This is a genomic window from Firmicutes bacterium HGW-Firmicutes-1 (assembly GCA_002841625.1).
GTDB lineage: Bacteria > Bacillota > Clostridia > Lachnospirales > Vallitaleaceae > HGW-1.
Map to the genome: position 1 here is coordinate 382,021 of PHAG01000001.1, position 12,904 is coordinate 394,924.

A 12,904-nucleotide genomic window follows, 5' to 3' on the forward strand; every position below is an offset into this window, starting at 1 on the left:
ATTTAACAATAAAAAATCATATTATCTTCTAATATTTGTATTGGCAGATAATATATTTTTTATTGCCACATCAATTGTGGCATAACTAACTCATCTTAATCGCTTTTCCATTTTATAATGTGGTATTGTTTTTTCGATAAACATTTCTCCAATTTTAACATATCCCAGTTTTACATAAAAACCAACCGCTTCCGCTCTTGCATGTAAAACAATTTTTTTATAGCCTAATTCCTTAGAAAAATCCTCGGAATATAAAACTAATTTTCTACCAACGTTTTGTCCTCTATAGCTTTGGTCAACTGCCACTTGCCTCATTTTAATCTGTTCCTCGTTGATTTCAGTTAAAACAAGCGTTCCTATCATTTCGTCTTCATGATATGCACATAGATGTATACTTCTACTATCTGCAGTTAAATTATCCTCGTAAATACTCAGTCCTAACGGCTTCCTTAATACTTCATTTCTAATCTCCAAGGCTTTTTCATATTCCTTAGAAGAACAATCAATTTCTTTAATTCGTATATTATCTAACATAATGCATACACTCCTTTATTGAAATTTATAAAGGCATCCTATAAAAGATGCCTTTCTGATTAATATTAAAGAATTATGATGTCAATGTTGGAATTAGTATAGTGGGTATTTATCTACCAATTCTTTCACCATCGCCGCAGCTTTTTCTTTGTTATTTTCAAAGTCGGAAATTGCTAGATAAATAATCTCTGCAATAACCTCCATATCATTTTCTTTCATACCTCTTGTAGTGACAGCAGGAGTCCCTAATCTAATCCCACTAGTAACAAATGGGCTTTGTGGATCATAAGGTATCGTATTTTTATTACAGGTAACACCTATTTCATCTAAATGCTTTTCAGCCACTTTACCAGTAATATTCATGTTTTGCAAATCAACCAGCATTAAATGATTGTCCGTTCCACCAGAAACCAAATTGAAGCCTCTAGCTGTTAATGCTTTTGCAAGTGCAGCTGCATTTACAACAATTTGCTTTTGATAAACCTTAAATTCATCTGTCATTACTTCAGCAAAGTTTACTGCCTTTGCTCCAATAACATGCATAAGTGGTCCACCTTGAATACCTGGGAAAATACCTTTGTCAATTGCTTGCGCATATTCTGCTTTACAAAGAATCATTCCACCTCTTGGTCCACGTAAAGTTTTATGAGTAGTTGTAGTAATAAAATCCGCATAAGGTACTGGACTTGGATGCATGCCAGTAGCTACTAACCCAGCGATATGAGCCATATCAACCATAAGTAATGCTCCGACCTCGTCCGCAATTTCTCTAAATTTCTTAAAATCTAATGTTCTTGGATATGCACTTGCTCCAGCAATTATTAATTTAGGTTTGCTTTCCTTTGCAAGCTTCATTACCTCATCATAGTCTATAAATCCACTCTTATCTACTCCATAAGGTACAATGTTAAAATATTTACCTGACATATTTACTGGACTACCATGCGTTAGGTGACCCCCATGAGAAAGGTTCATACCCAAAATAGTATCACCCGGTTGTAATACAGCAAAATACACTGCAAAATTTGCTTGAGACCCTGAGTGTGGCTGAACATTTGCATGATCTGCTCCAAAAATTGCTTTGGCACGTTCTCTAGCAAGATTTTCTACAACATCTACATATTCACAACCACCATAATATCTCTTCCCTGGATATCCTTCTGCATATTTATTCGTAAGCGGACTTCCCATTGCTGCCATAACCGCTTCCGATACAAAGTTTTCTGATGCAATTAATTCAATATTGCTTTTTTGTCTACTTAATTCTTTTTCCATAGCATTTGCTAGTTCTAAGTCTACTTTTTTGACTTCATCAAATGAGTACATTATACATCCTCCGTTTTTGTTATTAACCATTCATGAATACATAGCATCTATTCATACATAGGAAAATCGGTTTTAATATAATATATTCACAACGCCATTTCTATGTATTTATACAGAACTTTTTAGTTAATAAATAATTTCAATTTTATGCTAGGTGTATTATAACATAAGATATTCAAATTGTCTCCGTATTTACGCCATATTTTTTATATTTCATCCTTATCTGCAAAAAAACAAGTCGATTCTTAGAAAGTAATCAGCATTACCATCAAAATATATGTAACTCCTCACTTTCTTCCTCCATCTTAACGGGAATACATATTGAGAAAGAAGTATATTTATTTGGAACACTATCACAATCTATACTACCCATAAGTTTTTGAGTAATCATATTATACACAATATTCAACCCCAAACCTGTACCACCATTTGCTTTATTTGTAGTATAGAATGGTTCGAAAATATTACCTAAATCTTCTGGCAAAATACCTTTGCCATGATCAGTATAAATCAAATTCACTTTATCAGCTTCGGTTGAAAACGCAATATCAATTACAACCTCGTCCTTTAGTTCATACCCATGTATGACAGTATTCATTAAAAGATTCGTTAGTATTTGTGAAATAGCACCAGGATATGAAGTAATGATTAGATCACTTGGTCCATTGATATTAACTTTATGCTTATATTTTTTCAATTCATGCTTTAGACTTAATAAAATCGTCTTAATATAATCCTTCAGGTTAAACGTATCGAGTCTAGATTTCGTTTGATTTACTGCGACCAGCTTAAAGCTTGAAATCAAATCCGTAGCTCTAAATAAATTATGTTCAATAATTTCGCTTGTTTCAATTACAGTATCGACAAACGCCATCAATTCTTGTTTAGAAATATTACCTTCATCTAATCTTTCAAATAGTTTATCACATTCTAACTTCATATAAGAAATGGAAGTGATACTTACACCTACTGGAGTATTGATTTCATGGGCAACTCCTGCAACGAGATTTGCCAAAGATGCAAGTTTTTCTGCTTCAACTAATTTTTCTTGAGTTTTTGTTAAATTTTTAATTGTATTTTCAAGTTCCTTATTTATTATTTTTAATTTCCTGTTCCAGCTTAAAATGATTGCTACAAACATCAGACTAATTGATACTACAATAATAGTAATTCCAATCATCTTCTCGGAGATAATTGGTTGGATTTCACTTTTTAACCATTGTTTTTCTATTTCTTCTCTTTCTGACTTTGGCATACTCATAATTGCTTTGTTAATAATATCTTTCAAAGGTTCGTAGTCCTTCCTAACTGCAAATCTTATTTCATTTTCAGAAGAAACCTTAGTCTCTTGCAGCACTTTAATATTTGTATAACCAAATTTGTCAATATAATAGGAAGCTTGAGCAAATTCTGTAACAAAGGCATCAATTTTACCAAAGGAAAGCAATTGTAGCCCTTCATTTATATCTTTAACTTCAATCAATTCTATACCTGGATACTTTACCTCCAAAAATTCTTGAATTGCAAAGTCCTTAATAACACCGGTTCGAATATTTTGAAGTTCGCTTTCATTAATATTGGGAAACTTTGAATTCACTAATATAATGTTATGAATACTAATATAAGGATCTGTAAAAGCAAGATACTCTATCCTATCTTCAGTAATTAGAATACCACATAGCATATCAATTTCTTTATGTCTAATGGCTGTTAACATTTCATCCCACTTCGAATAATATATCTCTTGAAACTCGATTCCTGAATATTTTTCGACCCATTCTATATAATCGGGAGAAACTCCTTTAAATACCCTATCTTCATAAAATTCAATAGGTGCATAATTAGGGTCATGGGCAATCTTAACAATAGGATGATTTTCAATCCATGTTCTTTCTGATTCATTTAATTTCAATGATTTATGGGATTGGTAGTTAAGAGAATAAAGTATACCTAAGGCTGAAAGTAAAATGAATAATAAAAATATGACTAAATTCTTATTAAATAATTTCTTCAAGTTTTTATTCACCTACTCTTTGAATTGAATTTAAAATCACTAGTTTATTGATAATTTTCAAATAGATACTTGTTAATAGTCTATTATTCAAAATATTATGCGTAGAAAGTGTCGTTATATGACAATGGTAACACCAGTTTTACAAAAAATCAAGTAATATTCTTTTTCTCTATAAATTTTCTCTTATATAGTCAAATCAACATCATTGTAATGCTTCAAACTGTCGACAAAAACATTTTTTCTGGTAGGTGTATTCATTATTGGTTAAATTGTCAACCTGCAGCATTAGTATAATGCCTATATTTGACAAATATGAGGATGGTCAAATGTTATAGGTAAATAAAAGTTTACAACGCCAAATATATCTATTTCCACGAAATCAAGCACAAACGATATTGCCATTAAAAATTCATTTAAATTAAAACGCATCTTAGTACCTCTTTTTTATAAAAGTTATAATTTTAAAGTCATAAAATTATAGTTTAAATGAGAACGAAAATCAGTTTTTGCTAGCTGAATAAATAAAATTAGACACCTCAATAATTGAAATGTCTAATTTTTCATCAAAATATTATTTCTTTTTTTTATACTTCTTGTCCATAGCTAAATAAAATAGTTGTAAATTTCTAGGTAAGACATACTCTTGTACCTCCTGATTATCTTTGATATTTCCATAGACCATTTTTAAAATGGACTCAATAATCATCGCTTTTGGTGGTACATCATATTCATCACCATCATAGGACCATGTACGGCAATCTACATCATTACCACATAAATCACCACAAGAAGTGCAATTATTTTCTTTAACCTCCATTTGAATATCCCGCCCATTAACCCGTATCGTTGGAGAGCTTAGGAACTTATATTGTTTTGCTAGATCTGCTGTGTTCACATTAACTTTGTTCGTGATTACTTCCACACCAGTTAACTTAAGAACATTTTCCACTTCCTTAAGTGCTTCATCTAAACTAGTATCGGTTCCCTGACAGCGTTCACATGTACTTAAATCAAGATATAAAAAATCAATCGTAATCCTTCTTTTGTTACCATTGTTTATTGGAGTATCCGTACAGCAATTACTATCACCCACACATTCATCTTGACTACTTAAATCAGTTGCACCGCAGTCACTACAACAAGAACATCCTTCTACTTCTTTTAATTCATCATTTTCCATTATTCTAACTCCTTTTATTTACATATTTTCAGCCTTTTCATACAACTTTTTCATTTCATCTTTAGAAATCAATGCTGACATAATATATGCGATAATAATAATTCCTGGAATATCTATCAATAGCCTTGTGATTGCAAACTTACTTCCCAACGCAGATACTTCAAATAAAAACATAGGTATTTTCGTGGTTGACCAAGCTCCAATAAATATTAATATATTGCTAAACTTAACACCTTTTTTCATAAAAACCGTTGCTACTGGAAAGGCTCCATACAGTGGACCTGCCGCTGCTGATCCAATTGCTATTGAGAGAATGATTCCCTTCACGCCTGAATTTTCACCCATATATTTTATCATAGTATCCTTGGGAACCCAAATGTCCAACAAACCCAGCAAAACAAAAACAGGTGGAATCACTAAGATCATTTCTTTCAAACTATATGCTGTAATTTGCAATGATTTTAGTCCCAGCTCATAATTAAAAATTGTAAGGATTCCTATTCCAATGAGCGTACCAATAAAAAACCGATATCTTTTAAATTTATTTTTCATAATCCACCAACCACCTTCCCTATAATTAGTGCAACTATAAATGAAAAAACAAAAGCAAAAGCATTTCGCATGATGGTTGTTTTCTTATTAAACACCTTCATTTCAACTGGCATTGTTACAACACCTACCATCATTAGGGAAGATACAAAAGCACCAATTTGCATATATCCTGCCCCATTGTCAAGGAGCAACGCAGCCGTTGGAAAGGCCACAAAGCCTGGTATTAATGTAATTGCTCCAATTACTGAAGAAATGAGCACACCAAGCCAACCGGAATTATCTCCAATAAGCTTCGATATAACCGCTGGATTCAATACTGCTAGCAAAAATCCTACTAGCATGATAATACCTAACAATTCCGGCAAAATATTTTCAAAAGCCTTCCAAGCCTTTTTTAAAGCCATTTTTGTTTTACTTTTATCTTTATAAAACGAAAATAATAGAAGTACAATCGTTATTGAGTAAAAGAGATAATTACTCATAATAACCTCCTTATAAATGGGTTAATATTCCCCAATTGGTATATGTGGATATTATACTTATACATTTGTTATTTGTCAACTTATTTCCAAAATCTCTCAACGGAGAATTGTATTACAACTATTTTAATTAACTGTTTTTTGTTAATTATAACCCGTTTAGATTAGAGTAGTGTGTTCTATGTGCAAAACTGTTCCCTTTTTACATAAATGTTACTTCTTTTTATTTACATTGTCGAACAATATGATATAATGGTAAATAAATACTGAATGTGTCAAAACTTACTAAATCATACTTGGGAGGTAAAAAATGAGCGTTGAATGGGGACCAATAGCAATAATTGCAATTTGTTTTACAGTAATCGTAATTGTACTTACTTTTAAGAATGAAATAAGAAGATCAATTCGTAATAATTCAGCTAAAAAAAATGCCGAACCTATTATCGAAACCGCGAAAGAAGTCTATGCCGCTGATGAAAACTACATAAATCAAGATCTTCAAGATGAGGTAGCTTTATGTTTAGATGAAATGGACAACAAAATATGGTTAAATTCTTTTAACAAAAAGGAATATGCTACTTCTTTATTAGAATTAGAAACGCACATTGCAACTTTGGAAGACGCTTATGAGATTATGAAGTATAAGGTACTATCAGCATATGTTACCTCAATGATAGATTTTGATCATTCAATTGAAATGTTTATGGAACTGATTGATTTATATCCAGTTGAATGTGAAGTTTATGTTTGGTTTTCACAAATATATTCTTCAAGAAAGTTATTTATTCAGGCAATCACTATTATAGATGCTGGACTAGATAATATTTCTAAGAATCCAACACTTGTTTTATTAAAAGCAGAATTTCTAGGGGAAATGGGCAATCATCAAGAAGGAATTGATTGTATTCAAAGCTCAATAGATAAAAAAACCTACAACTCAATTATTTATTTTACACTAGCAAAACTATACAAAGCACAAGATGATAACGAACAACAACTATATACCTATATCAAAGGCTTCCAATTGAATAAACTGAATGATGATCACTTACTAGATTTTGCCACTGAGTTAGCAGCAGCTGGAAAATCTAAAGAAAGTCTTTATATTCTAAAAATTCTAGAGAAAAAAAATCCAAAAGATTTCAATGTTATCTGTCTTATCGGAAATGCATATTTCAAATTAGGACTTTATGACTCAGCTTTAATTGCATATACTGAAGCAGATAAATTATGTGATGGCAAGCAAGAATGGATAAAAGCAAATATTGGGAACATCTACCATAATATTGGATTTTATAGTTCAGCTACCGATCATCTTAAGAAAGCCGTTAAGCTTTCACCTGAATATGAGTTTGCACTAGAGAGATTAACGAATGCTGTAGAAGCAAAAAACAAGGAAGTAAACGTTCAAAAAGAACTATTAAAGAAAGCACAAGAATTTTTCCTTCAAAGGGTATAAAAAATAACAAAGGGGCCTCGGTTTCATGTAAACCGGGGCCCTTTTTGTTATTGCAAAAGCAATCGTTATATCAAATTATGAGAATCTAAAAGGGTTTTTTCTTTTATGATCATGATCATTGTCTCTTTCTTCTTCCGCAGCTTCTGTTGGGGTTGGATCTTCAACTGGATCAAAGTCACATGGATCGATCGTTTTTGGTCTAGCACAGACTTCTAAAGGTTGAATACTTTGTTCTAACAAGTCACCTTCTACGAATTCTTTACATAGATCAGCAGCTTCTTCAATTGCAATACATTTAGGTGGTACGCATAGTCCAGTATGTATTTCGAAAAGACAAAGCAACAATCTATTCAGCTTTTTTATACCCCAAACAATTGATTACTATTTCATTAAATAACTGTGCGTATTTTTCTTTATTCTCTTCTGTTAGTTCATCAAAATTATAACATTCATCTGTATCTCTGATGGTTACAAAGGATTTTACTGTCCATGAATCTTTTCCTATTGTAATATTCAACTGCATCACCTCGGCTTATTTTATTGAATGATTCTTTCTTTTATAATTTATTTTTTCAACATATCCTTGGTAACATAGGTGCTTCTAACATATAAATCATTCTTTTACCACCAATTCTTGTTTTCATAAATACCAAACCTTCATCATTTTTCGTTATCTTTCCAATGAGTTTTGCTTCTCTTCCCGTATCTGCCGCTCTGATCTTCCTGACAATATTCTCTCCTCTTCCTTCTTGAACAACCAAAAGAATTCTACCTTCACAAGCCAGATATAATGGATCAAACCCCAGTAACTTAGCAATCCCATTTACTTCATTAGATATAGGGATATTTTCTTCAATCAGTTCAATGCCCACTTTATTTTTTTGTGCAATTTCATTTAATACGGATGCAATTCCACCTCGAGTGGGGTCCTTCATTAATTTAATAACCTCAAAAGAATCTTCAATTCTCTTGATCATGGGAAATACAGGAGCACAGTCGCTTTTAATATTTCCATCAATATTCAGATCATAGCGGTCTAAAGCAATGGCTGCACCATGTTCTCCAATGCCCCCAGTAATGATAACCTCGTCTCCTGGCTGAATTAACTTTTCACTATAGTCATTAATTATTGATCCAATACCCGATGTATTAATAAAAATTTCATCTGCACTCCCCCTCTCAACTACCTTTGTATCTCCTGTTACAATTTTAACCCCCTGTGAAACACAAGTTTCCTCTATCGATTTTACAATCTTTTTCAACATTTCTATATCAAAACCTTCTTCAATTATCATTGCCAGGCTCATATAAAGAGGTTTTGCTCCTGATACTGCAAGATCATTTAATGTCCCGCAAACAGCCAGCTTGCCAATGTTTCCCCCCTTAAAAAAAATTGGTTTCACTACAAAACTATCTGTTGTATATGCAATCTTTTGAAAAGGTAGTTCAAGAACTGCTGAATCCTTTCCTTGTTCCTCCAGTGGGGTCTTTAAAACATCGTAAAACATGTCTTTTATTAATTGATTCGTATACTTTCCACCATCTCCATGTTTTACATGAACTTTATCTGACAATTAAACTCCTCCTCCATAAGAATAATAGTTGAAACAAGCACCTTCTCTTGAAACCATACAAGGTCCCCTTGGTGTTAGAGGTGTACATTCATTTTTAAAATATGGGCACTCATTAGGCCACTTTCTTCCTAATAGGATATCACTACACTGACATAATGTTTTTTCTACTTTATTTTTTATAGCCATTGAAAAAGCTCTTACTGCATCGAACTCTTCATATTCGTTCTTTAATTTGAACCCCGAATTTGGAACTATACCAATACCTCTCCATTCTGAATCTTCATAAGTAAATACTTCCAATAACAAATCATTTGCATATTTATTTCCCTCGCTTCTTACACATCTCCTATATAAATTCTCTAATTTTAGAGGGTATTCTTTTTTTATCTGCTTTACCAAGCAATAAATACCCATAACAATATCCTCCGCTCCAAATCCACAAACAACAGCTGGCACCTCATACTCTTCTACAATAAAGTTAAAGTATTGGGCTCCTTTTATTGCTGCAACATGTCCTGGGCAAATAATACCATGTGGTTTATTCTTCGGATCTTTTAAAATATACCGTAGTATAGGTTCCATTCGTTTTAAGGCAATATAAAAAAATAAATTTTGAACGTTCTTTTGCTTTGCTGTTTTAATAGTAGCTGCAATTAATGGTGCTGTAGTCTCAAAGCCGATTCCCAAAAAAACAATTTTCTCCTCTTTATAACTCTCGGCTAGAGCGATGGCCTCCATAGGTGAATATACAATTTTTACCTTCTTACCTTTTTCCTTTACATGACTAAAGGTTTCTTCCTTTCCAGGTACTCGCATCATATCTCCAAAAGTTACCAATAAGACATCCTCTTTATAAATAAGATCAATTATACCGTCAATATCCTGTTCATCAGTTACACAAACAGGACAACCCGGACCTGATAATAATCTTAACTTCGGATTAAATACCGTTGAGATTCCGTGCTGCATAATTGCCTGTGTATGGGTGCCGCAAACTTCCATAATACGTATGTCAATTGTGATATCTCTATTGATCTCTTGAATGATTTTCTGCAAAATTGAGATATTCATTATACTGTTCCTCCAAAAATGTATAATATGCTTTCTGAATCTTTTCAATAGCAAATCCAGCATGGATTAAAACGTAGTCTCCTATGATTAGCTCCTCTATTAATTGAATATTAATAATATGACTTATTCCCATGGTTTCTGCTGTAGCATTAACCTCATCTATTGTTACAATTTTACCTGGAATTGCTAAACACATTGAATGCCTCCCCCAATAATTGAGCCTGTGCCACTGCCACCTGACCAACTGAAATACCACTGTCATTGATAGGTATTTGCTCATTATGAAATACGCGAAACCCCTCTTCTTGTAATTTCGAAGTTATTTTCTCAAGTAAATATGCGTTTTCAAATACACCACCACTGATTACCACATCCTGAATATTATATTTTTCAGCAGTACTACAAACGCCTGCAATTGTAAATTCAATAAGCGTATTATGAAATTTAGTAGCTATCACCGAAATTGAAATGTCATTTTTTAAATCTTCAATGATTCCTAATAAAATAAATTCATATTTAATTTGAAAGCAAGGCTCTTTAACATCAATTTCAAAGTAATATGCTTCATCTATGTTTTTAACTATCGTAGCTTCTAATTCAATAGCTCCTTGAGCATCATAAGTAATCTCCAATCGCATTCCAATTAATGCTGCTACACAATCAAATAATCTTCCAATGCTAGAGGTTTTATAACAATTTAGATTTGCATCTAATGCCTTTTGAATTTGTTGGATCACATATTCATCTATACCCTTGATTACCCTAGAGGCATCAATTCCTATACTCCACAAAAAACCTACAGCACTTCGCCAAATTTCTTTAATTACCAATGCGCCTCCTTGAAGTGTTGCATATTGAAGATGTCCTACCCGTTTTAATTTACCTCTTGTACCTATGAAAAATTCCCCTCCCCATATAGTATCATCAAGACCATACCCTGTTCCATCATAAATCACACCTATTACAGCTTCATTTAATTTGTGTTCAACCATACAACTAACCATATGGGCATGGTGATGCTGTACTGAAATTTGCTGGACAGTATGCGCTATAGCATATTTCGTGGTCGTATAATCCGGATGATAATCATGTGCGATTACAGTAGGCGAAAATTGAAGAATCTTTTCAAAATGTTGTATCTGATCCTTATATAAAAGATAGGTATCCATCTCCTCTAAGTCTCCAATATATGGACTTGTATGAATATAACCATTTTGAAAAATAGAGAAGGTATTTTTCTGTTCTGCTCCCACTCCCAATATGTTATGTTGAATTCCATCATCTACTCCCTTAAAAAATCGGGGCGCATATCCTCTTGCTAATCTACTTACTTTCTCTTTATGATTGACTATTTTCACAACAGAATCGTCAATGGGTACATAGATATCTCGGTTATGCATCAGAAAATAATCTGCAATGTTATTCAAGTTATGTATTGCATCTTGATTGGTATAACAAATAGGGTTTTGATTACTATTCCCACTGGTCATAACGATGTAAGAAATGTCTTCTTCAAACAATAAAAAATGCAAAGGAGTATATGGAAGCATCACACCAATTTCATTTAATCGAGGTGCTACTTCGGCGCATAAAATATTAGCTTTCATTTTATTTAGTAACACGATTGGCTTTCGACTACCTTTGATTATGTTTTCTTCTTCAATCGTAACATCACATATTTGTTTTATGGCATTTATATCTTTTGCCATGATTGCAAATGGTTTATGAGGTCTATGTTTACGTTCCCTTAACTTCTCAATTGCCATTTGATTCAAAGCATCACAGCATAAATGAAATCCCCCTAGTCCCTTGATCGCAATAATATGACCCTTCCGAATTAATTCCACCGTTTTTTTAATCGTATGATTGCTAGGAAATTCTATTCCATCACCATCACATAAGAAAAGTTCTGGTCCACAATGAATACAACAGTTTGGTTGGGCGTGAAATCGTCTACTTGTAGGATCTTCATACTCCTTTGTACAACTTAAACACATTGTAAATTGTTGCATCGTAGTAAACTTTCGATCATAAGGTAACTCTTCTAGAATAGAATATCTTGGTCCACAGGATGTACAATTGGTAAAAGCATAATGATAACGATTTGATGTATTGTCTTTTATTTCTTCAATACATTTATCACATATGGCTGCATCTACTGGAAGAAATTTTTTAGCTGTACGGTTATGACTGCTGATTTTGATTGTAAAGTTAGTATGATTTTTCACAACTCCTTTTTGAATCTTAACTTCTTGGATTTGTGCAAGTGGAGGGGGATTTCTAAACAAAATAAGTATAAAAGATTTTATTAGATCTTTTATTCCCTCTATATGTATATGTACGGATCCCCCTTCATTTTTCACCCAACCATATAGCCCATATCTTTCTGCTTGTTGATATATAAAAGGCCGAAAACCCACACCTTGTACAACGCCATAAACCTGTAGTTCATATGCTCGTTTCAAACGATTCTCCCTCTACCTGATTAATGATCGCGGTTAACCTTTCTGGGTTGTTATATTCTACTTCAACCTTTGTCCATTGTCCTATCAAAGGGTTATTTGTTTCCTTTAAGCAATGATACAGAGTTTCTTCATTCACGTGACTATCTTCATATACGCTGACATTCATCTTCGTTAACTTTTTAATTTCAATTTTTTCACAAATAGCAAAAACTTCTTTTTTGATATTCTCAAACAAAAAAGTATCATGCAT

The 12,904-nt window shown here is 32.7% G+C and carries 13 protein-coding genes; 1 reads left to right on the forward strand and 12 read right to left on the reverse strand.

Translation table 11 applies throughout. The features are described from left to right. Positions 1–90: 90 nt before the first annotated feature. The 6 genes from CVU84_01580 to CVU84_01605 form a co-directional block, all read right to left on the reverse strand. Positions 91–534 (reverse strand): GNAT family N-acetyltransferase, encoded by a 444-nt coding sequence (locus tag CVU84_01580; protein PKM96428.1) that lies wholly within the window; start codon positions 532–534, stop codon positions 91–93. A 93-nt stretch (positions 535–627) separates the two neighbouring features. Continuing rightward, positions 628–1,860, reverse strand: coding sequence for a serine hydroxymethyltransferase (locus tag CVU84_01585; protein PKM96429.1), 1,233 nt, complete (start codon positions 1,858–1,860; stop codon positions 628–630). A gap of 268 nt (positions 1,861–2,128) precedes the next feature. Beyond that, positions 2,129–3,886, reverse strand: a complete 1,758-nt coding sequence (locus tag CVU84_01590) for a hypothetical protein (protein PKM96430.1) — start codon at positions 3,884–3,886, stop codon at positions 2,129–2,131. A gap of 559 nt (positions 3,887–4,445) precedes the next feature. Beyond that, positions 4,446–5,054 carry a ferredoxin gene (locus CVU84_01595; protein ID PKM96431.1) on the reverse strand — a complete coding sequence of 203 codons (609 nt, stop codon included), beginning with the start codon at positions 5,052–5,054 and terminating at the stop codon, positions 4,446–4,448. Positions 5,055–5,072: 18 nt separating this feature from the next. Next, on the reverse strand, positions 5,073–5,606 hold the full coding sequence (locus tag CVU84_01600; protein PKM96432.1) for a permease: 534 nt from the start codon (positions 5,604–5,606) through the stop codon (positions 5,073–5,075). Next, entirely contained in the window at positions 5,603–6,088 is a 486-nt protein-coding gene (locus CVU84_01605) for a permease (protein ID PKM96433.1), read from the reverse strand. The genes CVU84_01600 and CVU84_01605 overlap by 4 nt, the downstream gene beginning before the upstream one ends. Positions 6,089–6,395: 307 nt before the next feature. Here CVU84_01605 and CVU84_01610 point away from each other — a divergent pair, with 307 nt between their 5' ends. Beyond that, a complete protein-coding gene (locus tag CVU84_01610) occupies positions 6,396–7,544 on the forward strand; it encodes a hypothetical protein (protein PKM96434.1) in 1,149 nt (382 codons plus the stop codon). Between the two features lie 75 nt (positions 7,545–7,619). On the opposite strand, the gene CVU84_01615 is transcribed toward CVU84_01610, so the two are convergent. The 6 genes from CVU84_01615 to CVU84_01640 all read right to left on the reverse strand — a co-directional run bounded on the left by CVU84_01615 (position 7,620) and on the right by CVU84_01640 (position 12,904). Further along, complete coding sequence (locus CVU84_01615) at positions 7,620–7,889, reverse strand: hypothetical protein (protein ID PKM96435.1); 270 nt, start codon at positions 7,887–7,889, stop codon at positions 7,620–7,622. A 227-nt stretch (positions 7,890–8,116) separates the two neighbouring features. Continuing rightward, positions 8,117–9,118, reverse strand: a complete 1,002-nt coding sequence (gene hypE, locus CVU84_01620) for a hydrogenase expression/formation protein HypE (protein PKM96436.1) — start codon at positions 9,116–9,118, stop codon at positions 8,117–8,119. Further along, positions 9,119–10,189 (reverse strand): hydrogenase formation protein HypD, encoded by a 1,071-nt coding sequence (locus tag CVU84_01625; GenBank protein ID PKM96437.1) that lies wholly within the window; start codon positions 10,187–10,189, stop codon positions 9,119–9,121. It abuts the gene before it with no gap. After that, positions 10,146–10,385, reverse strand: coding sequence for a HypC/HybG/HupF family hydrogenase formation chaperone (gene hypC, locus CVU84_01630; GenBank protein PKM96438.1), 240 nt, complete (start codon positions 10,383–10,385; stop codon positions 10,146–10,148). Before hypC ends, CVU84_01625 begins: the two co-directional genes overlap by 44 nt. After that, on the reverse strand, positions 10,363–12,654 hold the full coding sequence (gene hypF / locus CVU84_01635; GenBank protein PKM96439.1) for a carbamoyltransferase HypF: 2,292 nt from the start codon (positions 12,652–12,654) through the stop codon (positions 10,363–10,365). The genes hypC and hypF overlap by 23 nt, the downstream gene beginning before the upstream one ends. Next, on the reverse strand, positions 12,638–12,904 hold the full coding sequence (locus CVU84_01640; protein PKM96440.1) for a hypothetical protein: 267 nt from the start codon (positions 12,902–12,904) through the stop codon (positions 12,638–12,640). The genes hypF and CVU84_01640 overlap by 17 nt, the downstream gene beginning before the upstream one ends.

What these genes read in the sequence shown, in the direction of transcription:
- CVU84_01580 (PKM96428.1), bottom strand. Translation starts at nt 534, where the DNA reads ATGTTAGATAATATACGAATTAAAGAAATTGATTGTTCTTCTAAGGAA.
- CVU84_01585 (PKM96429.1), bottom strand. Translation starts at nt 1,860, where the DNA reads ATGTACTCATTTGATGAAGTCAAAAAAGTAGACTTAGAACTAGCAAAT.
- CVU84_01595 (PKM96431.1), bottom strand. Translation starts at nt 5,054, where the DNA reads ATGGAAAATGATGAATTAAAAGAAGTAGAAGGATGTTCTTGTTGTAGT.
- CVU84_01600 (PKM96432.1), bottom strand. Translation starts at nt 5,606, where the DNA reads ATGAAAAATAAATTTAAAAGATATCGGTTTTTTATTGGTACGCTCATT.
- CVU84_01605 (PKM96433.1), bottom strand. Translation starts at nt 6,088, where the DNA reads ATGAGTAATTATCTCTTTTACTCAATAACGATTGTACTTCTATTATTT.
- CVU84_01610 (PKM96434.1), top strand. Translation starts at nt 6,396, where the DNA reads ATGAGCGTTGAATGGGGACCAATAGCAATAATTGCAATTTGTTTTACA.
- CVU84_01625 (PKM96437.1), bottom strand. Translation starts at nt 10,189, where the DNA reads ATGAATATCTCAATTTTGCAGAAAATCATTCAAGAGATCAATAGAGAT.
- hypC (PKM96438.1), bottom strand. Translation starts at nt 10,385, where the DNA reads ATGTGTTTAGCAATTCCAGGTAAAATTGTAACAATAGATGAGGTTAAT.
- CVU84_01640 (PKM96440.1), bottom strand. Translation starts at nt 12,904, where the DNA reads ATGCATGATACTTTTTTGTTTGAGAATATCAAAAAAGAAGTTTTTGCT.